Here is a 22,782-nt window from a genome sequence, read left to right as displayed (position 1 = left end):
ATCAACCTTCAGCCGCCTCACGCTTCAATCGCGCCCTGCGAGCCAGGATGTTGAGGATCTCGATCGCGGTCGAGAATGCCATGGCCGCATACACATACCCCTTCGGCACATGAGCGCCAAAGCCTTCGGCGATCAGTGTCATGCCGATCATGATCAGGAAGCCCAGGGCCAGCATCACCACGGTCGGGTTGTCATTGATGAAGTTAGCCAACGGATCGGCGGCCACCATCATGACGATTACAGCGGTGATCACGGCAATGATCATGATCGGCAAGTGCTCGGTCATGCCCACAGCGGTGATGATGCTGTCGACCGAGAAGACGATGTCCAGCAGCAGGATCTGGAAGATCGCCGCAGCAAAGCCCAAGGTAATTGTCGAACCGACCTTGGCTTCTTCCTTGGCACCGTGCGGGTCAACACTTTCGTGGATCTCCTTGGTCGCCTTCCACAGCAGGAACAGGCCACCCGCAATCAGGATCACGTCCTTCCACGAGAAGGCGTTGCCGAACACTTCGAACACCGGATCGGTCAGCTGAACGATCCAGGCCACCGTGCTGAGCAAGGCCAGACGCATGACCAAGGCCATGCTGATACCAATGCGTCGCGCCTTGGAACGGTACTCCACCGGCAGCTTGTTGGTGAGGATGGAGATGAAGATCAGGTTGTCGATGCCCAGTACAACCTCCATGGCCACCAACGTAGCCAGGGCAACCCAGGCGGTAGGGCTAGCGGCGAGTTCCAGCAAGTATTCCATTGTTCAAATCCTGCAGCGGCGGTTGGGGTCAGATTTCCTGAGTGTCTTTCTTCTTGTCGGCATCTTCAGGCTTGTGTCCTTCAGTGCCAATGGCCTCGCTCAACGCCTGCTGGGCGGCCTTGTTGGTGTCGTCGATCGCCTGCTTGGCCGACTGCGCAGCCTGGTCGAGCATCTGCTGGGCCGATTTCTCGGCCTGGTCGCAGCCTGCCAGGGCGAACAGGGCCATAGCCAGCACCAACGGGGTGCCAATGGATTTGAGTTGCAGCATGGTGTCCTCGCTTGAAATATCCCGGCGGCGCATAGCGCCTGATGCCGTGCATTCTAGAGACGTCAATAGTTCAGGAAAATTCGTATTTTCATGGCGTATACTTCGGTTTTTACGAATCGGGGCGACCAACGGTGCTCAACTATCGCCAGCTGCATTATTTCTGGGCCGTGGCCAAGACGGGCAGCATTACCCGCGCCAGCGAACAGCTGAACCTCACACCACAAACCATCAGCGGGCAGATCAGCCTGTTCGAGCAAACCTACGGCCTGGAACTGTTCCAGCGTGCTGGCCGGCAGCTGGAGCTGACCGAGACCGGCCGCCAGGCGCTGGTGTATGCCGAGCAAATGTTCCAGATTGGTGGCGAGCTGGAAGCCATGCTGCGTGCCGGCCCTCAGGAACAGATCCTGTTTCGCGTGGGGGTGGCTGACGTAGTGCCCAAATCCATTGTCTACCGGTTGCTGGCACCGACCATGGAGCTGGACGAAGTGCTGCGTATCAACTGCCGCGAAGACAAACTGGAGCGATTGCTGGCAGACCTGGCCATCCAGCGCCTGGACCTGGTGATTTCCGACAGCCCCATGCCCAACCATCTGGACATCAAAGGCTACAGTCAGAAGCTGGGCGAGTGCGGGCTGAGCTTCTTCGCCACCCCGGCGCTGGCGCAACGGCTGGACGGCCCCTTCCCGGCTTGCCTGCGGGATGCGCCGCTGCTTGTTCCTGGTCAGGAGACCGTGGTGCGCAGCCGCCTGCTGCGCTGGCTAGGCGAGCAGCAGGTGCAGCCACGGATCGTGGGCGAGTTCGATGACAGCGCCTTGATGCAGGCGTTCGGGCAGTCGGGCAGCGGCATTTTCGTCGCCCCCAGCGTGATCACCGAGGAAGTGTGCCGCCAGTATGGTGTGGAACTGATCGGGCAGACCGAGGCCGTGCATGAGTCGTTCTATGCCATTTCGGTGGAGCGCAAGGTCAAGCACCCGGGGATCGTGGCGATTACCGAAGGCGCGCGGCGGGAGTTGTTTCACTGGTGACGTGGACGCCCTGTGACGACACAGCCGGGGCAGCGGCGCCAAGCTCTGTGCTAAAGTCGCGCCCTTTCACAATAATGAGATTGTGCTGCACATGCCCCCTGTACTTCGCCTACTCAACCGAACCAGCCTGGTGACGCAGATCGTCATTGGCCTGCTTGCCGGTATTGCCTTGGCCCTTCTGGCGCCCGCCGTTGCCCGCGACCTGGCCTTCCTCGGCAAGGTGTTCGTCAGCGCACTGAAGGCGGTGGCGCCCGTACTGGTGTTCATCCTCGTCATGGCCTCGATCGCCAACCACCGCCATGGCCAGGAAACCCATATCCGCCCGATCCTCTGGCTGTACCTGCTGGGCACCTTCGCCGCAGCGGTGGTGGCCGTGGTCGCCAGCATGCTGTTCCCGTCCAACCTGGTGCTGAGCACCGGAGAGGCCACACTAAGTGCGCCTGGCGGGATCACCGAGGTGATGCAGAACCTGTTGCTGAGCGCGGTCGACAACCCGGTCAACGCCCTGCTCAACGCCAACTTCATTGGCGTGCTGACCTGGGCCATCGGCCTGGGCATCGCCTTGCGTCATGCCGGCGAAACTACCCGTACTGTGGTCGACGACCTGTCCAACGGCGTAACGCTGATCGTCCGGGTTGTCATCCGTTTCGCCCCGCTGGGCATCTTTGGTCTGGTCAGTTCTACCCTGGCCCAGTCGGGCCTTGAGGCTCTATTGGGCTACCTGCATCTGCTGGCCGTACTGATCGGCTGCATGCTGTTCGTGGCACTGGTGATGAACCCGCTGATCGTATTCTGGAAAATCCGCCGCAACCCCTACCCGCTGACCCTGCTGTGCCTGCGCGAAAGCGGCATTACCGCGTTCTTCACCCGCAGCTCGGCGGCCAACATCCCGGTCAACCTGGCCCTGTCGGAGCGCCTTGGCCTGCATGAAGACACTTACTCGGTGTCGATCCCGCTGGGCGCGACCATCAACATGGCCGGTGCGGCGATCACCATTACCGTGCTGACCCTGGCGGCCGTGCATACCCTGGGTATTCCGGTGGACTTGCCGACTGCCGTGCTGCTCAGCGTGGTGGCTGCGGTATGTGCCTGTGGCGCCTCGGGCGTGGCCGGGGGCTCGCTGCTGCTGATTCCGCTGGCATGCAGCCTGTTTGGCATCCCTAGCGAAATTGCCATGCAAGTGGTGGCGGTGGGCTTCATTATCGGCGTGTTGCAAGATTCGGCCGAAACGGCGCTGAACTCATCGACCGATGTGCTGTTCACAGCGGCGGCGTGCCAGGCAGAAGCGCGACGCAACGCGTGAGATCGTCGGGGCCGCTTTGCGGCCCCAATTGCCTTACACGGCGGCATTACCTACCCTAGTGGCCTTTCCCCAGCAATGAGACAGGGCCATGCCAGAACACGAAACCGCAGGTGAAGGCCGCTTCAACAGCGTCGAGATCCGCATTCTCGGCTCGCTGATCGAAAAGCAGGCCACGAGCCCGGAAAGCTACCCGCTGACACTCAATGCCCTGGTCCTGGCCTGCAACCAGAAGACCAGCCGCGAGCCGGTGATGAACCTTACCCAAGGCCAGGTCGGCCAGGCCCTGCGCGCCCTCGAAGGGCAGGACATGACCCGCCTGCAGATGGGCAGCCGTGCCGATCGCTGGGAACAACGGGTGGACAAGGCGCTGGAGCTGGTGCCGGCGCAGCTGATACTGATGGGCCTGATGTTCCTGCGCGGCCCGCAAACCCTCAACGAACTGCTGACCCGCAGCAACCGCCTGCACGACTTCGACGACACCGAGCAGATCCAGCACCAGCTGGAGCGCCTGATTTCGCGGGATCTGGCCTTGCACCTGCCACGCCAGCCCGGCCAGCGTGAAGACCGCTACACCCATGCATTGGGCGACCCGGCGGAGATCGAGGCGATCCTCGCTGCACGTCAGCAGGAAGGTGGCGCGCGCAGCAGTGGTGCCAGTGTGTCGGAAGAACGCATCGAAGCCCTGGAGGCCCGCATCGCGGCGCTGGAGGCGCGCCTGGCCGAACTGGAAGGCTGAGCCGTCACGGCTCGGGGTCGGGGAAGTTGCGGCAGCTCTTGCGCTCGGCCAGCTCCCGGTCACTGGGGCGCTGGTTGACGAACACGGTGTGGCCGTCGGCGTAGATTTCCAGGTAACCCCAGTGCAGGTCCTGTTCTTTTTGCCCGGGCTTTGGAGGGACTAACCACCAGGGTTCGCGGCTGATCAGGGTCATGGTGGGATTCCTGAGGGGGTCTTCAGTAATCATAGACACCCTTGAACCTCATAGGCCCTATCGCCGGCAAGCCAGCTCCCACAGGTGTGCCACAGTTTCGGAATCTGTGATTACCCTGTGGGAGCTGGCTTGCCGGCGATCGGGCCTGTACAGGCTTACGCCGGCGCCGAGGTCCGGATCAGGTGGTCGAAGGCGGCCAGCGAGGCCTTGGCCCCCTCGCCCACCGCAATCACGATCTGCTTGTACGGCACGGTCGTTACGTCACCCGCCGCAAACACACCCGGGATGTTGGTCTGCCCCTTGGCATCGACAATGATCTCGCCACGCGGTGACAGCTCGACGGTGCCTTTCAGCCAGTCGGTGTTCGGCAGCAGGCCGATCTGCACGAAGATACCTTCCAGCGCCACCTCATGCTGCTCGTCGGTGGTGCGGTCCTTGTAACGCAGGCCGGTCACTTTCTCACCATTGCCCAGCACTTCGGTGGTCAGCGCGCTGGTGATCACTTTCACGTTCGGCAGGCTGTGCAGCTTGCGCTGCAACACCGCATCGGCACGCAGCTGGCTGTCGAACTCGATCAGCGTCACCTGGGCGACAATACCAGCCAGGTCGATGGCCGCTTCCACGCCCGAGTTGCCACCACCGATCACCGCCACGCGCTTGCCCTTGAACAGCGGGCCGTCACAGTGCGGGCAGTAGGCCACGCCACGCGCGCGGTATTCCTGCTCACCCGGTACGTTCATTTCGCGCCAGCGGGCACCGGTGGCCAGGATCACGGTCTTGGCCCTGAGCGAGGCGCCACCCGCCAGGCGTACTTCATGCAGGCCGCCATCGGTGGCCGGAATCAGCGCTTCACCGCGCTGCAGGTTCATGATGTCGACATCGTACTGCTTGACGTGCTCTTCCAGTGCCGTGGCCAGCTTCGGCCCTTCGGTTTCCTGCACCGAGATGAAGTTCTCGATGGCCAGGGTATCGAGCACCTGGCCGCCGAAACGCTCGGCGGCAACGCCGGTGCGGATGCCTTTACGTGCGGCGTAGATGGCCGCTGCGGCGCCAGCTGGGCCACCGCCGACCACCAATACATCAAAGGCATCCTTGGCGTTGATCTTCTCCGCCTGACGAGCGCCGGCATTGGTGTCGATCTTGCCGAGGATTTCTTCCAGGCCCATGCGACCCTGGCCAAACACTTCGCCGTTCAGGTAGACGCTTGGCACCGCCATGATCTTGCGCGCTTCCACTTCTGCCTGGAACAACGCGCCGTCGATGGCCACATGGCGCACGTTGGGGTTGAGCACCGCCATCAGGTTAAGCGCCTGGACCACGTCCGGGCAGTTCTGGCACGACAGCGAGAAGTAGGTTTCGAAGGTGAATTCGCCTTCCAGGGCCTGGATCTGCTCGATCACTTCGGCACTGGCCTTGGACGGGTGGCCGCCGACTTGCAACAGCGCCAGCACCAGCGAGGTGAATTCGTGGCCCATGGGGATGCCGGCAAAGCGCAGGCTGATCTCGCCATTGGGGCGATTGAGCGAGAACGATGGACGACGGGCGTCATCACCATCCGCGCGCAGGGTAATCAAGTTTGACAGGCCGGCGATTTCCACCAGCAGGTCATGCAATTCGCGGGACTTCGCGCCGTCGTCGAGGGAGGCAACGATCTCGATCGGCTGGGTGACCCGCTCCAGGTAGGTTTTCAGTTGCGATTTAAGCGTGGCGTCCAACATACGGGCGATTCCTTTTTCAAAACTCGGATACAAAAACGCCCAGGCGAGGTCGCCCGGGCGTTTGACGGGGCGGTAACAACTTCAGCTTTGGCGGCTGAGTACCGCCCGCGACTGGCTCACAGTCTTAGATCTTGCCGACCAGGTCCAGCGATGGCGCCAGGGTGGCTTCGCCTTCTTTCCACTTGGCCGGGCACACTTCGCCTGGGTGAGCGGCAACGTACTGGGCAGCCTTCACCTTGCGCAGCAGTTCGGCAGCATCGCGGCCTACACCACCGTCGTTCAGTTCGACGATCTTGATCTGGCCTTCCGGGTTGATCACGAAGGTACCGCGATCGGCCAGGCCGGCTTCTTCGATCAGCACGTCGAAGTTGCGCGAAATGACATGGGTCGGGTCACCGATCAGCGGGTATTCGATCTTGCCGATGGTGTCCGAAGTGTCGTGCCAGGCTTTGTGGGTGAAGTGGGTGTCGGTGGACACGCCGTAGATTTCCACGCCCAGTTTCTGGAACTCGGCGTAGTTGTCGGCAAGGTCACCCAGCTCGGTCGGGCAGACGAAGGTGAAGTCGGCCGGGTAGAAGAACACGACAGACCACTTGCCTTTCAGGTCGGCTTCGCTGACCTGGACGAACTCGCCCTTGTGGTAGGCGGTGGCGTTGAACGGTTTGACTTGGCTGTTGATGATTGGCATGAGAGACGCTCCTTCATGGGGTTGGAATCAGTTGATGGATAGAATCCTAACTAATCATCCCGCAGATGGCTCATTGGCAAAGCTCATGCTTGCGATTGGTTTTGGCTATAACCGGGGTTAATTAATAGAAGGGAATCGGCTGAGCAAAGGATTGCGGGGTGCGTTTGGGCCTCATTGCCGGCAAGCCAGCAATGAGGCTGTTAGCATCAGCGGGTAACGGTGCGCATGGTCACGAACTCTTCAGCCGCCGTCGGGTGCACGCCGATGGTTTCGTCGAACTGCTGCTTGGTCGCACCGGCCTTCAGGGCAATGCCCAGGCCCTGGATGATCTCGCCAGCGTCAGGGCCCACCATGTGGCAACCCAGCACCTTGTCAGTCTCGGCATCGACCACCAGCTTCATCAGGGTTTTTTCCTGAATGTCGGTCAGGGTCAGCTTCATGGCGCGGAAGCGGCTTTCGAACACCTGCACCTTATGCCCGGCTTCCAGTGCCTGCTCCTCGGTCAGGCCCACAGTGCCGATCGGTGGCTGGCTGAACACGGCAGTGGGGATGTTCTGGTAATCCACCCGGCGGTATTGTTCAGTCTTGAACAGACGCCGTGCCACGGCCATGCCTTCGGCCAAGGCTACCGGCGTGAGTTGCACACGGCCGATCACGTCGCCAATCGCCAGGATCGACGGCGCGGTGGTCTGGTACTGCTCGTCAACGCGGATGTATCCGCGTGCGTCCAGCTCGACGCCAGTGTTCTCCAGGCCCAGGTTGTCCAGCATCGGACGCCGTCCTGTAGCGTAGAACACACAATCTGCGACCAACTCGCGGCCGTCTTTCAAGGTGGCCTTGAGGCTGCCGTCCTCCTGCTTGTCGATGCGCTGGATGTCGGCGTTGAACTGCAAGTTCAGGCCGCGCTTTTCCAGCTCTTCCTTCAGGTGCGTGCGCACCGAACCATCGAAGCCACGCAGGAACAGGTCGCCACGGTACAGCAGCGTGGTGTCGGCCCCCAGGCCCTGGAAGATGCCGGCGAACTCGACGGCGATGTAGCCGCCGCCCACCACCAGCACCCGGCGTGGCAGGTCCTTGAGGTAGAAGGCTTCGTTGGAGGTGATGGCCAGTTCCTTGCCGGGGATGTCCGGTACCTGCGGCCACCCACCGGTGGCGATGAGGATGTGCTCGGCGGTGTAGCGCTGGCCGTCCACTTCCACTTCATTGGCGCCGGTCAGGCGTGCATGGCCCTGCAGCAGGGTCACACCACTGTTGACCAGCAGGTTGCGGTAAATGCCGTTGAGGCGCTCGATCTCGCGGTTCTTGTTGGCAATCAGGGTGCCCCAGTCGAAATGCCCTTCTTCCAGGGTCCAGCCGAATCCTGCGGCCTGCTCCAGTTCGTCGGCAACGTGCGCGCCGTACACCAGCAGCTTTTTCGGCACGCAGCCGACATTGACGCATGTACCGCCCAGATAGCGGCTCTCGGCCACTGCCACTTTTGCGCCAAAGCCAGCGGCAAACCGCGCCGCGCGCACGCCGCCGGAACCGGCGCCAATCACGAACAGATCAAAATCGTAGGCCATGTATTCAGTCTCCTAGGCAGGCGCCCAGCATAACGCCGTTGACCGCCACAAACAAAAAAGCCACCCCGAAGGGTGGCTCTGGTACCAGCTGGGCTTATCAGTAAGCCTTGCCAGCCTTGTAGAAGTTCTCGAAGCAGAAGTTGGTCGCCTCGATGTAACCCTCGGCGCCACCGCAGTCGAAACGCTTGCCTTTGAACTTGTAGGCAATCACGTTGCCTTCGGCCGCTTGTTTCATCAGGGCGTCAGTGATCTGGATCTCGCCACCTTTGCCCGGCTCGGTCTGTTCGATCTTCTCGAAGATATCCGGGGTCAGGATGTAACGGCCGATGATGGCCAGGTTCGACGGCGCATCTTCAGGCTTCGGCTTCTCGACCATGGCGTCAACACGGAAGATGCCGTCCTTGATCTCTTCACCGGCGATGACGCCGTACTTGTTGGTTTCCTGCGGATCGACTTCCTGGATGGCGACGATCGAGCAGCGGTACTTCTTGTAGAGCGCGACCATCTGCGCCAGCACGCCTTCACCGTCGAGGTTGACGCACAGGTCATCCGCCAGCACCACGGCGAACGGCTCATCACCGATCAGCGGGCGACCGGTCAGGATGGCGTGGCCCAGACCTTTCATTTCGGTCTGACGGGTGTAGGAGAACGAGCACTCGTCCAACAGGCGACGGATGCCGACCAGGTATTTTTCCTTGTCGGTGCCCTTGATCTGGTTTTCCAGCTCGTAGCTGATGTCGAAGTGGTCTTCCAGGGCGCGCTTGCCGCGACCGGTAACGATGGAGATTTCGTTCAGACCGGCATCCAATGCTTCTTCAACGCCATACTGGATCAGTGGCTTGTTGACCACCGGCAGCATTTCCTTGGGCATGGCTTTGGTAGCAGGCAGGAAGCGAGTGCCGTAGCCGGCTGCCGGGAACAAGCATTTCTTGATCATAAACGTCCTTACAAAAGGCTAGGCCTGTGGAATTCGGCGCAGTCTAATCAGGCGGCAGTCACCTTACAATGCCCCCCGATATCGACCGATGCCATCATAGAGATATCCCAGTGTAGATAGTTCCGGGGGATCGTGAATTTTACGGTCATACATGACGGGTGGATGACAGCAAAATGATGTTGCCTGTGCCGGCCTTTTCGCGGGCAAAACCCCGAAGCGGCCGGTACAGGCCAGACATCAACTACCCGTGCCCTCCCCAATCAGCACCCCATCAATCTTCTGCCCATACAGGTTCACTCCGTCATTGGCATGGAACTTCACGCGTGTCTTCTCGATGGAGCCCTCCACCAACCGTGGATCCTGCGGTCGTTCATGGCGGTTGATCCACGCCGCCACGTCCCAGGCCTGCTGATCGCTCAAGCTGCCCGGCTTGCCCAGCGGCATGTTGTACTTGATGAACGACGCCGCCGTATTGATGCGGTGCATCCCGGCCCCCCAGTTGTACGAATCCTTGCCCCACAACGGCGGCATCACATATTCGCCTGCCACCTTCTGCCCTTCGCCGCTGTCACCGTGGCAAATCGCGCATTGCTCGCGGTACACCTGCTGGCCACGTTTGAAATCATAGCCATCCTTAGGCTGCGGCACCTCCGGGTAACCACGCCCGGCAATCTCCACGCCGGTCGGCGCCTTGGTCGACAGCCAGTACGCATAGGTCGCCAATGCGGTCATCTGCGGGCTATCGGCGGCAGGCGGCTTGCCATTCATGCTGAACTGGAAACACCCTTGGATACGCTCGGCGTAAGTATTCACCTTGTCGTTTTTCTTGCGGTACGCGGGGTACATCGGGTACGCGCCCCACATCGGCGCCGAATGCGCCAGCCGCCCTTGGTCGAGGTGGCAGTTACTGCAGTTCATGCCGTTGCCCACGGCCTCGGGCATCAGCCGGCGAGTGTCGACAAACAGGGCATGACCCTCGCGCACCATCTTGCCAAAGGCATTGTCGGGCAATTCACTTTCAGCAGGCGGTACGAATTGCGGTGCGGCCTGGACGCCGGGCACCTTCAACTGCGATTGGTCTTCCATGGCGATCGGGGCGGCCTGGACGCTACCCACGGCCAGCAGCAACAAGGCTGGAATCATTGGCTTCATGGTTTGACCTCCTGGCTGACGGGGCGGGCGAAGAACTCGGCGACGGCCTTGATCTCGTCATCGGTCATGGCCTTGGCCACGCCGACCATCAGCTGGTTGGGGTCATTGCTGCGGTTGCCGTCACGCCAGGCGTTGAGCTGCGCAATCAGGTAACTGGCGGGCTGGCCGGCCAAGGGTGGGAAGTGTTCGCCAACCCCGCCACCACCGGGGCCGTGACACTGCACGCAGCCGGGAATCTGCCGGCTCCAGTCGCCGTAGAGGGCCATGCGAGTGGTAGGGTCATCGGCAATCTGCTGGCGCCGCAGGTCGCCAACGGGGTCTGCCGGCAGGCTGGCCAGGTAGATGCTGACCGCCTTGATTTCATCTTCGCTCAAGGCCTTGGCCAACGGCTCCATCACCGGCTGCTTGCGGCTGCCGTTGCGCCAGTCATGCAATTGCTTGCTGAGGTAACCGGCCGGTAGCCCGGCCAAACGTGGGAAGCCGGCAGCGGCTATGCCCTTGCCGTCCGGGCCATGGCAACCGAGGCAGGCCATGGCGGCGGGGTTGGCCCCACCCTGGGTGAAGATTTTCTGGCCATCGGCGGCATGCGCCATCGGCCAGGCCAGGATCAGCAGGCTGCCGATCACAACGCGTCTCAACGGTGTCATCACGAAGCTCCTTTTCTTTTGTTATATGTTTAGGCTTAAAACATATAAGCAAAGAGCGGAAGGTCCGTTGCCTCAGATCAACTCCCGGAGATGCATTGGGTGGCGGCAGTGCGTACGTCACCCAGGCGCAGCGGGAAATTGTTCAACCGCTCGTGCAGCTTGATGCTGCTACCGCTGCCCCGCTTGTCGATATCCACCAACGCCGCCGGGCCAGCACCCGAGGTAATCTTCTGTGGCACGATCAGCCGCAGGCCGTCGCCACGCTGCTCTTCCGTCAGCGGGTCACGTGTATCGGCCAGCTTCTGTTTGATGCAATCGGCATAGGCGCGTGGGCTCTTGCCAGAAATCACATCCAGCGTTTCTCGCGATTGTTCCAACTCCGTAACGCTCACGCAGCCACCGAGCGTCACCGACAACGCCGCTACCATCCATTTCATTTGCAGCACCTCTGCCATCAAGAATCCGTTTCGACCACAGCCAAGCGGTTTTGCTCCCTGCTTTGGCAGAATTATCTGCGCCTGGCGAACAGCGCGGCAGTGTAACGGCACATCGTGGTATCTTTTGCCTTTGCAGATCCAAACCTTGCGGAGCATCACATGAAATTCGTACACCAGCGCGAGCACCTCAACGAGGACGATATCATCGTCATCGAGTGCTCCCAGCGCTGCAATATCCGCCTGATGAACGACGCCAACTTCCGCAGCTTCAAGAACGGCGGCCGTCACACCTACCACGGCGGCCATTTCGACAAGTTCCCGGCGAAAATCACCGTACCCAGCACGGGGTTCTGGAACATCACCATCGATACCGTAACCACCCGCCCGATCTCGGTCACCCGCAAGCCGACCCTGACCCACAAGATCAAGATCATCCGTCGTTCGTCGTCGAAACTCAGATAAGGCCACCATGACCCAAACCATCAAGTACGTCATCAAATACAAGCTCGACGGCCAGCGCCGCTGGGACTTCGCGCTGATGCCCGATGCCTCGCAAGAGCAAGCCCTTGAGGCCCTGCGCAAGATCCATGGCGAAGACGCCGAGAAAATCAGCGACATCCAGGTCAGCAAGGCCCTGTAAAAAAGGCACCGCAGCCCCGCCGCGCCGCTCGTCCCACGCAAGGAGAATCGCATGAGCCACTGGCCCGACCGCCGTATCCTCGACCTGCTGGGCATCGAGCTGCCCATTCTGCAGGCGCCCATGGCCGGTGCGACGGGCTCGTCCATGGCCATTGCCGTGGGTCTGGCAGGCGGGCTAGGTGCCCTGCCCTGCGCCATGCTTAACGGCGAACAGATACGCATGGAAGTCGCCGCTTTCCGCACCGGCTGCCCGGGGCGCCCGCTGAACCTGAACTTCTTCTGCCACCAGCCGCCAGCACCCGATACCGAGCGTGACGCGCGCTGGAAGCAGGCCTTGGCGCCTTATTACCGCGAAACGGGCGCCGACTTCTCGGCACCCACGCCGGTGTCCAACCGTGCGCCGTTCGACGAACAAAGCTGCCAGCTGGTCGAACAACTGCGCCCGGAGGTGGTCAGCTTTCACTTCGGCCTACCGCAGGCTGACCTGCTGCAGCGGGTGAAGGCCAGCGGTGCCAAGGTGCTGTCCAGCGCGACGACGGTGGAAGAAGCGGTTTGGCTGGAACGCAATGGCTGTGACGCGATCATCGCCATGGGTTATGAAGCCGGCGGCCATCGCGGCATGTTCCTCAGCGACGACATCACCAGCCAGATTGGTACCTTCGCCCTGGTACCGCAGGTGGCGGATGCGGTCAGCGTGCCGGTCATTGCCGCTGGCGGTATCGGTGACCACCGCGGCCTGGTGGCGGCACTGGCCTTGGGGGCGTCGGCAGTGCAGATCGGAACGGCTTACCTTTTCTGCCCCGAGGCCAAGGTATCAGCAGCCCACCGCCAGGCCTTGGACAGCGCGCCCGCCAGTGACACGGCGTTGACCAACCTGTTTACCGGCCGCCCGGCGCGTGGCATCAACAACCGCCTCATGCGCGAGCTGGGGCCAATGAGCGACCTGGCGCCGCGCTTCCCGCTGGCAGGTGGGGCACTGATGCCGCTGCGCGCAATTACCGACCCGCAATGCAACAGTGATTTCAGTAACTTGTGGTCGGGGCAGGCGTTGCGGCTGGGCAGGCACATGCCCGCGAGGGCGTTGACACAGGCGATTGCTGAAAAAGCACTGGCTGTGGTCGGGCAGCAGACATTTTCATAAGCAGGCACGGACCTCTTCCCGGCAAATGGCCTATCGCTATATAGTTCAAGCTATAACGATAACCCCAAGGAGCTGTCTTCATGCGTATCCGCCCGTCCCACCTGGCCGTCACTGCCCTGGCCAGCCTGTTCGCCTTCAACACTGCCTGGGCCGATGAAGTCCAGGTCGCGGTCGCAGCCAACTTCACAGCCCCAATCCAGGCCATTGCCAAGGACTTCGAGAAAGACACCGGCCACAAACTGGTCGCAGCCTACGGCGCCACCGGGCAGTTCTACGCACAGATCAAGAACGGCGCACCGTTTGAAGTGTTCCTTGCCGCTGATGACAGCACCCCGAAGAAGCTTGAAGACGAAAAGGAAATCGTCCCCGGCTCGCGCTTTACCTACGCCATCGGCACCCTCGCCCTGTGGTCTGCCGAAGAAGGCTATGTAGACGCCAAGGGCGAAGTACTGAAGAAGAACGAATTCAAACACCTGTCCATCGCCAACCCGAAAGCGGCACCTTACGGCCTGGCCGCCACCCAGGTGCTGGACAAGCTGAAGCTCACCGAAGCCACCAAAGGCAAGATCGTCGAAGGCCAGAACATCACCCAGGCCTTCCAGTTCGTCTCCACCGGCAATGCCGAGCTTGGCTTCGTCGCCCTGTCGCAGATCTACAAGGACGGCAAAGTGACCAATGGCTCGGCCTGGATCGTGCCAGCCAACCTGCACGACCCTATCCGCCAGGACGCCGTGATCCTCAACAAAGGTAAGGACAACGCCGCCGCCAAGGCGCTGGTCGAGTACCTGAAAGGCCCTAAAGCCGCTGCCGTGATCAAGTCCTACGGCTATGAACTCTGATGCCACTGGACGCCAGTGACCTGGGTGCAATCTGGCTGACGGTCAAACTGGCTAGCCTGACCACCCTGATCCTGCTGGTTATTGGCACACCCATCGCCTGGTGGCTGGCGCGCACGCGCTCCTGGCTACGCGGGCCGGTGGGTGCGGTGGTGGCACTGCCGCTGGTACTGCCCCCAACAGTGATCGGTTTTTACCTGCTGATCGCTCTCGGCCCGCACGGCTGGCTCGGCCAGGCGACCCAGGCACTGGGCCTGGGCAGTGTGGTGTTCAGTTTCACGGGCCTAGTAATCGGCTCGACGGTGTATTCCATGCCGTTCGTGGTGCAACCCCTGCAGAATGCCTTTGGCGCGATCGGCCAGCGGCCACTGGAGGTCGCCGCCACCCTGCGCGCCAGCCCGTGGGACACCTTCGTCCATGTGGTGCTGCCGCTGGCTCGCCCCGGCTTCGTCACTGCCAGCATCCTCGGCTTTGCCCACACCGTGGGCGAGTTTGGTGTTGTGCTGATGATCGGTGGCAACATCCCCGACAAGACCCGCGTGGTTTCGGTGCAGATCTTCGACCACGTCGAGGCCATGGAGTATTCGCAAGCCCACTGGCTGGCCGGTGCCATGCTGGTGTTCTCATTCCTGGTGCTGCTCCTGCTGTACGCCGGGCGCCGCGGCAAAGCCGGCTGGAGCTGAAATGACCGCATCGATTGTGGCGCGCCTGAAACTGGCGCGCGATGACTTTACCCTGGACGTTGACCTGCACCTGCCTGGGCGCGGCATCAGCGCGCTGTTCGGCCACTCGGGCTCAGGCAAGACCAGCTGCCTTCGCTGCCTGGCCGGGCTGGAGCGGGCCGCCAGCGCCTACATCGAGGTTAACGGCGAAGTCTGGGAAGACAGTACCCGCGGCTACTTCCAGGCACCGCACCTGCGCCCGGTAGGCTATGTGTTCCAGGAGGCCAGCCTGTTCCCGCACCTGTCAGTGCGCGGCAACCTGGAATTCGGCTGGCGCCGGGTGGCTGCGGCTGAGCGCAAGGTCAGCCTCGACCAGGCTTGCCAGTTGCTGGGCATCGGCCACTTGCTGGAGCGCCGCCCTGCTACCTTGTCTGGCGGCGAGGCGCAGCGGGTGGGCATTGCCCGCGCCCTGCTCAGCAGCCCGCGCCTGCTGTTGATGGACGAGCCACTGGCAGCACTCGACGGGCCGCGCAAGCGCGAGATCTTGCCCTACCTGGAGCGCCTGCACGACGAACTGGACATTCCGTTGGTGTATGTCAGCCACGCCCAGGATGAAGTGGCACGCCTGGCCGACCACCTGGTATTGCTAGAGCAAGGCCAGGCGGTCGCCAGCGGCCCTATCGGCGAAACCCTTGCCCGCCTGGACCTGTCGCTGGCCCAGGGCGAGGATGCCGGCGTGGTGTTCGAGGGCATGGTGGTGGGCCATGACCCGCACTACGACTTGCTCGACCTACGCCTGCCCGGCAGCGGCGGGCCGCTGTTGCGCATCGCCCACCCCGCGCATGTGATGGGCAGTACCCTGCGCATCAAAGTGCAGGCCCGGGACGTCAGTTTGGCGCTGATGGCCGACAGCACGTCGAGCATTCTCAACCGCTTGCCGGTGCGCGTGCGTGAAAGCCGCCCGGCCGAAAACCCCGCCCATGTGCTGGTCAGCCTGGATGCCGGTGGCAACGCCTTGCTCGCCCGAATCACCCGCTACTCGGCAGACCAGCTTGGCCTGCACCCGGGGCAGGTGCTGTTTGCCCAGATCAAGTCGGTGGCCCTGTTGGGCTGAGCATCGTCGCCGCAATAGTCCGCCAAGTCGCCACACGCCTGGGCAATACGCCAGCGGTATGCAGGCGCTGCTACATCCATCTGGCGGTACTTGAGCACTATGCCCTTGGGCGCCTGGCCAACTTGCCGAAACACCGTGTCCGTAAGGGCCTGGACCGCGAAGAAGTAGCGCTGCTGTTATTTCTTCAGGCACCTGAGGAACAGGATGACCATTAAGCCTGTCTATTCAGCCTATGATGAGAAGAAATTTCCCATTGACCACCAAGCGCCCTATTCTTGCCATCGAGCACCTTGGCCGACAAACCGCTGACGGTTTGCTTTGGCGCCTGCAAGTGAAGGCACGCAACAGAATTTTTCTGTCGGGGAATTACTATCCGCCGAAAGCGTCTTTAATGAGAAGGAAGAGGGACCCGCTCCCGCCGCTGCGGCAACTAGCCCTGCGGTCTTTTACATCACCAAGGAGAACTACATGCTGATACTCACCCGTAAGGTTGGCGAAAGCATCGTCATCAACGATGACATCAAAGTCACCATTCTGGGCGTCAAAGGGATGCAGGTGAGGATTGGTATCGATGCACCGAAAGATGTGCAGGTCCATCGCGAAGAAATCTTCAAGCGCATCCAGGCCGGAAGCCCGGCGCCGGAGAAGCACGACGACTCGCACTGAGCCTACCCTCCCCGCGGTGCATGGATGCGCTCGACCGCCAGCCTCAGGTGCTCAATAACTGACGCACCTTGGCGATCATCTCGTCCATGTCGAACGGCTTGTCGAAAATGGCGGCGAACAGGGCCGGGCATCCTTGGCTGGCCTGCGCGCCGCTCATGAGTATGACCGGCAACTCGCTGAGCGCCGGGTCATCGCGCATGGCACGCACCAGCTCTTCGCCGTTGAGCAGCGGCATCATGTAGTCGGTGATCACCAACTGCACGCGCTTTTCCTTTAGCGCCTCCAGTGCCTTGCTGCCGTTGCTGGCCTTTTCCACCAGATAACCTTCATCCTCCAGGGCAAAGCCAAGGATGTCGGCAATCAGGTACTCGTCATCGACGATCAGGATGGTGTTCATCGGCTCGCTCCGTCACCCGCCCCCAGGCGGCACCGGCGTTCCCGAGAGCACACCGCAGGCGCCTTCGAACGCCTTGCGCAAGGTAATGCCCTGCGGCCCGATCAGCAACTCGTGCAAGGCAGGGTCATGGTGACTGTCACGCACCTTGAGGATCGACAGCATGCGCCGCAGTCGCGAGTCCAGTTCGACAAAGCGCATCAGCATCAGGTTATCGACGATACTCGAAAGGTCTGGGGCCGGAGCGCTGATTTCTGCGCCGAAGATATCGCGCATTTCCCAAGTCAGCATCACGCTCACATCGCGCGCGCGCAGCTCGCCAGTCAAGGCCCGGAAAAACGCATTGAGCCGTGCAGGGTCGACGGCCAGACGGCTGAACGCCCCGAGGCTGTCAATCAGCACACGCTTGCTGCCCAAAGCCTCGACGCGTTCAAGCAGGTGCGCACCGACCTGGTCTAGCAGCCCTTCAGTTGTCGGTTGCCAGCACAGCTGCAAGCTGCCGCTCTGCTCCATCGCCGCAAAATCGTAACCCAGCGATGCCGCCTTGCTGCGCAAGCGTTCAGGTGTTTCGTAAAAGCCGAAATGAAGCCCCGGTGCCTGCACGCTGCTGGCGCCAAGAAAGGCCAATCCCAATGATGTCTTGCCAATACCCGAAGGCCCGATCAGGAGGCTGACCGACCCCGTGGCCAGGCCACCGCCGAGCATTTCATCCAGGGAAGGTACACCGCTGCTGACACGCGCCAGCGTGGTGCTGCCCATGTGGCTGGGGTGGCTGTACAACGCCTCCAGGCGTGGGTAGACATGCATGCCGCCTTCATCGATAAGGCACTCATGGCGCCCCGACAACGCCGCACTGCCGCGGGTCTTGCGCAACTGTACATGGCGCACGGCGCGGCTGCCCACCAGTTGCTCACCCAGTTCGATCACGCCATCGACCATGGTGTGCTCCGGGCTGCCCTCATCCAGCCGTGCACTGGTAAGCAACAGTACCGTGCAGCCGGCGAAGGCCGCATGGCCCTGCAACTCGGAGACAAACTTCTTGGTATCCAGTGTGGTTTCCGCACGCACCCGGGCATTGAGCACGCCGTCGACGATCAACAGGCTGGCCTGTTGCCGGGCGATTTCCTGGCGCAGCAGCCGCACCACGGCATCCAACCCTTCCTGCTCAAGGGTGTCGAAGGCACTGACGAATTGTATCTGGTCACCGACCAGTGCCGGGTCGAAGAAGTCCAGGGTCGCCAGGTACTGGAACAACCGCTCATGCGACTCGCTTAACAAGGTGGCCACCAACACCCGACCACCTGCGTGAACATGCCCGCTGGCCAGTTGATTGGCCAGGATGGTCTTGCCGGCACCCGGCGGGCCTTGAATGATGTAGGAGGCACCGGCTACCAGGCCACCCTTGAGCAGCGCATCGAGCCCTTCGATACCTGTCACCAGTCGCCTGAGTGCCTGCGCCATGATGTTTACCTGTCGAGTTGGCTGTTGGTCCTATCCTGATACGTTGGCAAGTAAAGCTGCATGGAAGTTCCATGGCCGGGCTCACTTACCACATAAATGGCGCCGCCGCTCTGCCTGGCAAAGCCATACACCTGGCTAAGGCCTAGGCCAGTGCCCTTGCCAAAGGGCTTGGTCGTGAAGAAGGGCTCGAAGATACGCGGCAAAACGTCCGGCGCAATCCCTTCGCCGCTGTCTTCCACCACGAAGCGCACGAAACTGCCGCGCAGCCCATCTACTTCCCCAGCCAGCTCGACCACCTCGGCCGCCAAGCCGATTCGGCCCTCTCCTGCGATAGCATCCCGGGCATTGAACAACAGGTTCAGCAGCACCATCTGCAACTGCCCGGCATCCACTTCGATCATTGGCAAGTCCGCCTGCAACTGCACCTGCAGGTCAATCGAACCTGGCAGGGCATGTTCCAGCAGGCCTCGGGTGGCCGCAACAAGATCCGCTGGGGCGACGCGAGCGACATCGAGCTGGCGGTGGCGGGCAAAGCTGAGCAGTTGCTGGGTCAGTTCGGTGCCCCGCTGCCCGGCATCGAGAATATGCTGCAGCATGCGCTGGGCACGCGCCGGGTCCTGAGTGGCCAGCGCCAGGCGCGCCGAACTGAGGATGATGGTCAGCATGTTATTGAAGTCATGCGCCAAGCCCCCGGTCAATTGGCCGAGGGCCTCCAGCTTCTGCGCCTGGAACAGCTGAGCACGCACCGCGTCCAGCTGCATCGCTGACTCGCGGCGGTCGGTGATGTCCCGCGTGACCTTGGCCAGGCCGATGATCTGGCCCTGGTCATCGCGGATCACGTCCAGCGCCGCCAAGGCCCAGAACTGTGTACCGTCCTTGCGCACGCGCCACCCTTCATCCTGCGCCACGCCCTGCTCCAGCGCCTGGCGCAGCAAGCGCTCGGGACGGCCTTCGGCACAATCCTGAGGCGTGAAGAACAGCGAAAAATGCTTGCCGATCACTTCATCGGCACGGTAACCCTTTATCCGTTGCGCACCGGCATTCCACGACACCACATGACCGGATGGGTCAAGCATGTAGATGGCGTAATCCACCACCGACTGAACCAACTGCTCATAGCGGTGGGCAGGCATGACGGGGTGGTCGAGACAGTCAGCTGAAACCATGCAAACTCCACTGGCACAGCAGGAGGGACAAAATGAGCTTAGCCGAACGCGCCCTGCGATAGACAGCCGTGGGGCTACCGACGGTCAACGCTCAGGCTCGACCAACGTCGGGCTGATGCGCCGTGGCATGGCTATTTTCAGCAGCCACAGGCCAACCAGCATGATAAACCCGCCCCCTGCCAAGGCCATCAGCCGCTGCGGCTGAGGATGTTCGACATCCAACCCCACCATCAGCAGGTAAACACCCAGGCTGACCAGGCTGAGGTAGAGAAAAGCCCCCAACACGATCACCTGCGCAAACAGCAGCCGCCAGAACAGCCGTGGGCGCACGACGCGCTCGCAAGCGTCAGACTGAGTCATCGGCGCATACTCTTGGATCCAATAAAAGGGCAACAGTGGCGTAATGACAGCAAGGTGTCAATTGCCGGTTCGATCGACCCTTCATTCTGTTGATCATAGGTGCTGCGGTTGACTCAACTATAACAATGGGTTATAAAGCGCGCTTGATTGCGAAGCCCTTCTGCTTAGAAGCGAGCCGGTCGGTACGACCCCTTCATATGTGCGAGTGTGGTGGAATTGGTATACACAGCAGACTTAAAATCTGTCGGCGTGAGCCTTGCGGGTTCGAGTCCCGCCACTCGCACCAAACTTCTTTGAAAAGGCGCCCTTGCGGCGCTTTTTTGCTGCCTGCCAGCAATGTCTTGCGCAGCTGCTAGAGTGGAGCGTGTACTCGTCCACTGGAACGCCGCCATGCGCTACTCCCTGTTCGATGGCCAACGCGACATCATTATCCTGATTGCCCGCGTGCTGCTGATGATCCTGTTCATCTTGTCTGGCTGGGCCAAGCTGACCGGCTTTGATGGCACGGTTGGCTACATGACCTCGTTGGGTGCCCCTGCCCCTATGCTGGCGGCAGCGGTTGCCGTGCTCATGGAGTTCGTGGTCGGCATTCTGCTGATCCTCGGCTTCTACACCCGGCCGCTGGCGTTTCTGTTCGCACTGTTCGTACTGGGCACGGCGCTGCTGGGCCACCCGTTCTGGAACATGGTCGACCCCGAGCGCAGCGCCAACATGACCCAGTTCCTGAAAAACCTCGCCATCATGGGCGGCCTGCTATTGCTGGCCGTGAGCGGCCCAGGGCGTTTCTCGGTGGACGGCCGCTGAGTCAGTCGTCTTCGCAATCGTCGAACCAGGCTGGGTGGTCCCGCTCCTCGTCATCGAGGTCATCCAGCGTTTCCTCGTCTTCTTCCACCTCATCCTCGGCGCCCTGGGCATCCGCCTCGTACTCCAGGTCGTCATAGAGAAACTCACGGTCGAGCAGGTGATCGTGCTCGGGTTCGTGCAGGTCGTCTTCGTCGTGCATGCTGGCTCCTGGCGTGATGGCAGGCCTATATAGGCTGATCAGGATCCTGGGTCAATGCGTTGCCACTTAATCCTGGGTTAACCGGCCGGGCGCAGCCTGCAGGCTCTCCCTTCAAACGTCTTTTGCCCGCCCCTCATGGCGGGCTTTTTTATGGTATTACGCACATGACAGCCTCATGACCTGCGCTTCACGAAATGCTGACAAACGGATGGGCACACTGGCCCTGCTCCGTACGTTTTTGCAGCCCGCCGCCTCATTGCCGCGGGCTTTTCTTTTTGTGGCGCCCGCCGCTAGCCTGGCTGGAACTGGTAGCTCAACCAGATGCGGTGTGTGCCATCTGCCTCGATAGCGATACCGCCGGCCCCGGTGATCCCTGCCAACTCATCCGTACCACTGCCGGCGACAATGCTGAAGAACTCGCCCGCACGATCCGTACCGCTCGTAGAAGCAGAATGAATGAAGTTGAACGCCCCCTGCCTCCCGTTCACTGCGCCCTTGAAGCTTTCAATCGCGATGTAGCTACCGGTTCTGGTCGCATGATCGAATGCCGCCGTGAACACCGTCGAGGAAGTGCCCTCGATGGCACCTGAATACCGCTTTTCCATGGTGCTGACGGAAACAGGCAAACCTGTTGCGACCTGAGGCTCAAGGCTTACGCCCACGGGTTTGAAATTGCAGGTAGAAAAAGTGGCTGACGCTTCCATAAGGATTACTTCCATCCATGTTCGAGAGGTTTCGCGTTGACTACGGGCGTTCCGGCTTATGCCAGCGATCATGACCTGAAGCAGTTTTGCCCGGCCACGCAAGGGCTATGCTAACCCAGCGATAACCCAAGCTCACTCGGATAGACACGGAGGCTCTTATGAAAGCTGCTGTTGTTGCACCAGGCCGTCGCGTGGATGTGGTTGAGAAAACCCTGCGCCCCCTCGAACACGGCGAAGCGCTGCTGAAGATGCAATGCTGCGGTGTATGCCACACCGACCTGCATGTAAAAAATGGCGACTTCGGTGACAAGACCGGCGTCGTGCTAGGCCACGAAGGCATCGGCGTGGTCCAGGAAGTCGGGCCGGGTGTTACCTCACTCAAGCCGGGCGACCGTGCCAGCGTTGCATGGTTTTACCAAGGGTGCGGGCATTGCGACTATTGCACCAGCGGTAACGAAACGCTGTGCCGCGAGGTGAAGAACTCCGGGTACACCGTGGACGGCGGCATGGCCGAAGCCTGCATCGTCAAAGCCGACTATTCGGTCAAAGTACCCGACGGCCTCGACTCCGCTGCCGCCAGTAGCGTTACCTGCGCCGGCGTGACCACCTACAAGGCGGTAAAGATTTCCAACATCCGCCCTGGCCAATGGATTGCCATCTACGGACTAGGCGGGCTGGGCAACCTGGCGCTGCAATACGCCAAGAACGTTTTCAACGCCAAAGTGATCGCCATTGATGTAAACGAAGAGCAACTGCGCTTCGCCAGCGAAATGGGCGCCGATCTGGTTATCAACTCACGCACTGAAGACGCCGCGAAAGTCATCCAGGCCAAGACCGGGGGCGCCCATGCGGCTGTGGTTACTGCCGTTGCCAAAGCCGCGTTCAACTCGGCCGTCGACGCGCTGCGCGCAGGCGGCCGCCTGGTTGCCGTCGGGCTTCCGTCAGAGTCCATGGACCTGAATATCCCGCGCCTGGTGCTGGACGGGATCGAAGTGGTTGGCTCATTGGTAGGCACCCGGCAAGACCTGCAAGAGGCCTTCCAGTTTGCCGCTGAAGGCAAGGTAGTGCCGAAGGTGACCCTGCGGCCGATCGAGGACATCAACCAGATCTTCGACGAGATGCTGGAAGGCAAGATCAAAGGCCGGATGGTGATCCAGTTCGAAGGTTGATAGGCTGAAGCCTGACAGTTTCGACCAACACCAACGCCCGCAGCCTG

At 61.4% G+C, this 22,782-nt stretch carries 28 protein-coding genes, 1 tRNA gene and 1 pseudogene; 14 read left to right on the top strand and 16 right to left on the bottom strand.

Annotated features, from left to right (window positions below; genetic code table 11):
- Position 1: 1 nt before the first annotated feature.
- A complete protein-coding gene (locus tag QQL85_RS16610; RefSeq protein WP_284354778.1) occupies positions 2-754 on the bottom strand; it encodes a TerC family protein in 753 nt (250 codons plus the stop codon).
- Between the two features lie 28 nt (positions 755-782).
- On the bottom strand, positions 783-1,022 hold the full coding sequence (locus QQL85_RS16605; protein ID WP_284354779.1) for a hypothetical protein: 240 nt from the start codon (positions 1,020-1,022) through the stop codon (positions 783-785).
- A gap of 131 nt (positions 1,023-1,153) precedes the next feature.
- Here QQL85_RS16605 and nhaR point away from each other — a divergent pair, with 131 nt between their 5' ends.
- The 3 genes from nhaR to QQL85_RS16590 all read left to right on the top strand — a co-directional run bounded on the left by nhaR (position 1,154) and on the right by QQL85_RS16590 (position 4,086).
- Positions 1,154-2,047 carry a transcriptional activator NhaR gene (nhaR, locus tag QQL85_RS16600; RefSeq protein WP_284354780.1) on the top strand — a complete coding sequence of 298 codons (894 nt, stop codon included), beginning with the start codon at positions 1,154-1,156 and terminating at the stop codon, positions 2,045-2,047.
- Between the two features lie 91 nt (positions 2,048-2,138).
- Complete coding sequence (gene sstT, locus QQL85_RS16595) at positions 2,139-3,350, top strand: serine/threonine transporter SstT (RefSeq protein WP_284354781.1); 1,212 nt, start codon at positions 2,139-2,141, stop codon at positions 3,348-3,350.
- Positions 3,351-3,438: 88 nt separating this feature from the next.
- A complete protein-coding gene (locus QQL85_RS16590; protein ID WP_284354782.1) occupies positions 3,439-4,086 on the top strand; it encodes a YceH family protein in 648 nt (215 codons plus the stop codon).
- Positions 4,087-4,090: 4 nt separating this feature from the next.
- Here QQL85_RS16590 and QQL85_RS16585 read toward each other — a convergent pair whose 3' ends face one another.
- The 8 genes from QQL85_RS16585 to QQL85_RS16550 form a co-directional block, all read right to left on the bottom strand.
- Complete coding sequence (locus QQL85_RS16585) at positions 4,091-4,279, bottom strand: hypothetical protein (protein WP_284354783.1); 189 nt, start codon at positions 4,277-4,279, stop codon at positions 4,091-4,093.
- Positions 4,280-4,434: 155 nt separating this feature from the next.
- Positions 4,435-5,997, bottom strand: coding sequence for an alkyl hydroperoxide reductase subunit F (ahpF, locus tag QQL85_RS16580; RefSeq protein WP_284354784.1), 1,563 nt, complete (start codon positions 5,995-5,997; stop codon positions 4,435-4,437).
- A gap of 124 nt (positions 5,998-6,121) precedes the next feature.
- On the bottom strand, positions 6,122-6,685 hold the full coding sequence (gene ahpC / locus QQL85_RS16575; protein ID WP_003250537.1) for an alkyl hydroperoxide reductase subunit C: 564 nt from the start codon (positions 6,683-6,685) through the stop codon (positions 6,122-6,124).
- Positions 6,686-6,891: 206 nt separating this feature from the next.
- Positions 6,892-8,247: a glutathione-disulfide reductase gene (gene gorA / locus QQL85_RS16570; RefSeq protein ID WP_284354785.1), complete on the bottom strand. Its 1,356-nt coding sequence runs from the start codon at positions 8,245-8,247 to the stop codon at positions 6,892-6,894.
- A 97-nt stretch (positions 8,248-8,344) separates the two neighbouring features.
- Positions 8,345-9,184: a UTP--glucose-1-phosphate uridylyltransferase GalU gene (galU, locus tag QQL85_RS16565; protein ID WP_085676094.1), complete on the bottom strand. Its 840-nt coding sequence runs from the start codon at positions 9,182-9,184 to the stop codon at positions 8,345-8,347.
- Between the two features lie 237 nt (positions 9,185-9,421).
- Positions 9,422-10,336: a c-type cytochrome gene (locus QQL85_RS16560; protein ID WP_284354786.1), complete on the bottom strand. Its 915-nt coding sequence runs from the start codon at positions 10,334-10,336 to the stop codon at positions 9,422-9,424.
- Positions 10,333-10,983: a c-type cytochrome gene (locus QQL85_RS16555; protein WP_284354787.1), complete on the bottom strand. Its 651-nt coding sequence runs from the start codon at positions 10,981-10,983 to the stop codon at positions 10,333-10,335. The genes QQL85_RS16560 and QQL85_RS16555 overlap by 4 nt, the downstream gene beginning before the upstream one ends.
- Before the next feature lie 77 nt (positions 10,984-11,060).
- Positions 11,061-11,420 carry a hypothetical protein gene (locus QQL85_RS16550; RefSeq protein ID WP_284354788.1) on the bottom strand — a complete coding sequence of 120 codons (360 nt, stop codon included), beginning with the start codon at positions 11,418-11,420 and terminating at the stop codon, positions 11,061-11,063.
- Positions 11,421-11,579: 159 nt separating this feature from the next.
- Between QQL85_RS16550 and QQL85_RS16545 the strand changes: the two genes are divergently transcribed.
- The 8 genes and pseudogenes from QQL85_RS16545 to csrA all read left to right on the top strand — a co-directional run bounded on the left by QQL85_RS16545 (position 11,580) and on the right by csrA (position 16,478).
- Positions 11,580-11,882 (top strand): DUF1883 domain-containing protein, encoded by a 303-nt coding sequence (locus QQL85_RS16545; RefSeq protein WP_284354789.1) that lies wholly within the window; start codon positions 11,580-11,582, stop codon positions 11,880-11,882.
- 7 nt (positions 11,883-11,889) lie between these two features.
- The gene (locus QQL85_RS16540; RefSeq protein ID WP_012051910.1) at positions 11,890-12,060 is read left to right on the top strand and encodes a hypothetical protein; all 171 of its coding nucleotides are present in this window, start codon (positions 11,890-11,892) and stop codon (positions 12,058-12,060) included.
- Between the two features lie 51 nt (positions 12,061-12,111).
- Entirely contained in the window at positions 12,112-13,200 is a 1,089-nt protein-coding gene (locus QQL85_RS16535) for an NAD(P)H-dependent flavin oxidoreductase (RefSeq protein ID WP_284354790.1), read from the top strand.
- 80 nt (positions 13,201-13,280) lie between these two features.
- Positions 13,281-14,039, top strand: coding sequence for a molybdate ABC transporter substrate-binding protein (gene modA, locus QQL85_RS16530; RefSeq protein WP_284354791.1), 759 nt, complete (start codon positions 13,281-13,283; stop codon positions 14,037-14,039).
- Positions 14,039-14,719, top strand: coding sequence for a molybdate ABC transporter permease subunit (gene modB, locus QQL85_RS16525; protein ID WP_016487935.1), 681 nt, complete (start codon positions 14,039-14,041; stop codon positions 14,717-14,719). The genes modA and modB overlap by 1 nt, the downstream gene beginning before the upstream one ends.
- Before the next feature lies 1 nt (position 14,720).
- Positions 14,721-15,812 carry a molybdenum ABC transporter ATP-binding protein gene (modC, locus tag QQL85_RS16520; protein ID WP_284354792.1) on the top strand — a complete coding sequence of 364 codons (1,092 nt, stop codon included), beginning with the start codon at positions 14,721-14,723 and terminating at the stop codon, positions 15,810-15,812.
- Positions 15,813-15,817: 5 nt separating this feature from the next.
- Positions 15,818-16,027 (top strand): annotated as a pseudogene (locus tag QQL85_RS16515) (DNA topoisomerase IB); the annotation flags it as partial.
- Positions 16,028-16,280: 253 nt separating this feature from the next.
- Positions 16,281-16,478, top strand: coding sequence for a carbon storage regulator CsrA (gene csrA, locus QQL85_RS16510; RefSeq protein ID WP_004375914.1), 198 nt, complete (start codon positions 16,281-16,283; stop codon positions 16,476-16,478).
- A gap of 43 nt (positions 16,479-16,521) precedes the next feature.
- On the opposite strand, the gene QQL85_RS16505 is transcribed toward csrA, so the two are convergent.
- The 4 genes from QQL85_RS16505 to QQL85_RS16490 all read right to left on the bottom strand — a co-directional run bounded on the left by QQL85_RS16505 (position 16,522) and on the right by QQL85_RS16490 (position 19,859).
- A complete protein-coding gene (locus QQL85_RS16505) occupies positions 16,522-16,875 on the bottom strand; it encodes a response regulator (protein WP_284354793.1) in 354 nt (117 codons plus the stop codon).
- 12 nt (positions 16,876-16,887) lie between these two features.
- Entirely contained in the window at positions 16,888-18,333 is a 1,446-nt protein-coding gene (locus QQL85_RS16500) for an ATPase domain-containing protein (protein WP_284354794.1), read from the bottom strand.
- A gap of 5 nt (positions 18,334-18,338) precedes the next feature.
- Complete coding sequence (locus QQL85_RS16495; RefSeq protein ID WP_284354795.1) at positions 18,339-19,499, bottom strand: two-component system sensor histidine kinase NtrB; 1,161 nt, start codon at positions 19,497-19,499, stop codon at positions 18,339-18,341.
- A gap of 84 nt (positions 19,500-19,583) precedes the next feature.
- A complete protein-coding gene (locus QQL85_RS16490; RefSeq protein ID WP_284354796.1) occupies positions 19,584-19,859 on the bottom strand; it encodes a hypothetical protein in 276 nt (91 codons plus the stop codon).
- Positions 19,860-20,060: 201 nt separating this feature from the next.
- Here QQL85_RS16490 and QQL85_RS16485 point away from each other — a divergent pair.
- Together QQL85_RS16485 and QQL85_RS16480 are read left to right on the top strand one after the other, a co-directional pair.
- Positions 20,061-20,145 (top strand) — tRNA-Leu (locus tag QQL85_RS16485).
- Positions 20,146-20,249: 104 nt separating this feature from the next.
- A complete protein-coding gene (locus QQL85_RS16480) occupies positions 20,250-20,663 on the top strand; it encodes a DoxX family protein (protein WP_284354797.1) in 414 nt (137 codons plus the stop codon).
- 1 nt (position 20,664) lies between these two features.
- Here QQL85_RS16480 and QQL85_RS16475 read toward each other — a convergent pair whose 3' ends face one another.
- Together QQL85_RS16475 and QQL85_RS16470 are read right to left on the bottom strand one after the other, a co-directional pair.
- Complete coding sequence (locus QQL85_RS16475; protein WP_284354798.1) at positions 20,665-20,862, bottom strand: hypothetical protein; 198 nt, start codon at positions 20,860-20,862, stop codon at positions 20,665-20,667.
- A 290-nt stretch (positions 20,863-21,152) separates the two neighbouring features.
- Positions 21,153-21,566 (bottom strand): DUF3224 domain-containing protein, encoded by a 414-nt coding sequence (locus tag QQL85_RS16470; protein ID WP_284354799.1) that lies wholly within the window; start codon positions 21,564-21,566, stop codon positions 21,153-21,155.
- Between the two features lie 158 nt (positions 21,567-21,724).
- Between QQL85_RS16470 and adhP the strand changes: the two genes are divergently transcribed.
- Positions 21,725-22,735, top strand: coding sequence for an alcohol dehydrogenase AdhP (adhP, locus tag QQL85_RS16465; protein WP_019096527.1), 1,011 nt, complete (start codon positions 21,725-21,727; stop codon positions 22,733-22,735).
- The last annotated feature ends 47 nt before the right edge of the window (positions 22,736-22,782 follow it).

Source organism: Pseudomonas putida, from assembly GCF_030159595.1.
Taxonomy (GTDB): domain Bacteria; phylum Pseudomonadota; class Gammaproteobacteria; order Pseudomonadales; family Pseudomonadaceae; genus Aquipseudomonas; species Aquipseudomonas putida_AC.
This window is presented reverse-complemented; position numbering and strand designations above follow the sequence as displayed.

Coding starts and splice junctions, on each gene's coding strand:
- modB (WP_016487935.1), top strand. CDS start 14,039: ATGCCACTGGACGCCAGTGACCTGGGTGCAATCTGGCTGACGGTCAAA.
- ahpC (WP_003250537.1), bottom strand. CDS start 6,685: ATGCCAATCATCAACAGCCAAGTCAAACCGTTCAACGCCACCGCCTAC.
- csrA (WP_004375914.1), top strand. CDS start 16,281: ATGCTGATACTCACCCGTAAGGTTGGCGAAAGCATCGTCATCAACGAT.
- QQL85_RS16550 (WP_284354788.1), bottom strand. CDS start 11,420: ATGAAATGGATGGTAGCGGCGTTGTCGGTGACGCTCGGTGGCTGCGTG.
- QQL85_RS16560 (WP_284354786.1), bottom strand. CDS start 10,336: ATGAAGCCAATGATTCCAGCCTTGTTGCTGCTGGCCGTGGGTAGCGTC.
- QQL85_RS16470 (WP_284354799.1), bottom strand. CDS start 21,566: ATGGAAGCGTCAGCCACTTTTTCTACCTGCAATTTCAAACCCGTGGGC.
- sstT (WP_284354781.1), top strand. CDS start 2,139: ATGCCCCCTGTACTTCGCCTACTCAACCGAACCAGCCTGGTGACGCAG.
- gorA (WP_284354785.1), bottom strand. CDS start 8,247: ATGGCCTACGATTTTGATCTGTTCGTGATTGGCGCCGGTTCCGGCGGC.
- QQL85_RS16540 (WP_012051910.1), top strand. CDS start 11,890: ATGACCCAAACCATCAAGTACGTCATCAAATACAAGCTCGACGGCCAG.
- QQL85_RS16480 (WP_284354797.1), top strand. CDS start 20,250: ATGCGCTACTCCCTGTTCGATGGCCAACGCGACATCATTATCCTGATT.
- QQL85_RS16555 (WP_284354787.1), bottom strand. CDS start 10,983: ATGACACCGTTGAGACGCGTTGTGATCGGCAGCCTGCTGATCCTGGCC.
- QQL85_RS16535 (WP_284354790.1), top strand. CDS start 12,112: ATGAGCCACTGGCCCGACCGCCGTATCCTCGACCTGCTGGGCATCGAG.
- QQL85_RS16545 (WP_284354789.1), top strand. CDS start 11,580: ATGAAATTCGTACACCAGCGCGAGCACCTCAACGAGGACGATATCATC.
- QQL85_RS16490 (WP_284354796.1), bottom strand. CDS start 19,859: ATGACTCAGTCTGACGCTTGCGAGCGCGTCGTGCGCCCACGGCTGTTC.
- QQL85_RS16605 (WP_284354779.1), bottom strand. CDS start 1,022: ATGCTGCAACTCAAATCCATTGGCACCCCGTTGGTGCTGGCTATGGCC.
- QQL85_RS16590 (WP_284354782.1), top strand. CDS start 3,439: ATGCCAGAACACGAAACCGCAGGTGAAGGCCGCTTCAACAGCGTCGAG.
- QQL85_RS16505 (WP_284354793.1), bottom strand. CDS start 16,875: ATGAACACCATCCTGATCGTCGATGACGAGTACCTGATTGCCGACATC.
- QQL85_RS16610 (WP_284354778.1), bottom strand. CDS start 754: ATGGAATACTTGCTGGAACTCGCCGCTAGCCCTACCGCCTGGGTTGCC.
- QQL85_RS16585 (WP_284354783.1), bottom strand. CDS start 4,279: ATGACCCTGATCAGCCGCGAACCCTGGTGGTTAGTCCCTCCAAAGCCC.
- galU (WP_085676094.1), bottom strand. CDS start 9,184: ATGATCAAGAAATGCTTGTTCCCGGCAGCCGGCTACGGCACTCGCTTC.
- adhP (WP_019096527.1), top strand. CDS start 21,725: ATGAAAGCTGCTGTTGTTGCACCAGGCCGTCGCGTGGATGTGGTTGAG.
- modC (WP_284354792.1), top strand. CDS start 14,721: ATGACCGCATCGATTGTGGCGCGCCTGAAACTGGCGCGCGATGACTTT.
- QQL85_RS16475 (WP_284354798.1), bottom strand. CDS start 20,862: ATGCACGACGAAGACGACCTGCACGAACCCGAGCACGATCACCTGCTC.
- ahpF (WP_284354784.1), bottom strand. CDS start 5,997: ATGTTGGACGCCACGCTTAAATCGCAACTGAAAACCTACCTGGAGCGG.
- QQL85_RS16500 (WP_284354794.1), bottom strand. CDS start 18,333: ATGGCGCAGGCACTCAGGCGACTGGTGACAGGTATCGAAGGGCTCGAT.
- QQL85_RS16495 (WP_284354795.1), bottom strand. CDS start 19,499: ATGGTTTCAGCTGACTGTCTCGACCACCCCGTCATGCCTGCCCACCGC.
- modA (WP_284354791.1), top strand. CDS start 13,281: ATGCGTATCCGCCCGTCCCACCTGGCCGTCACTGCCCTGGCCAGCCTG.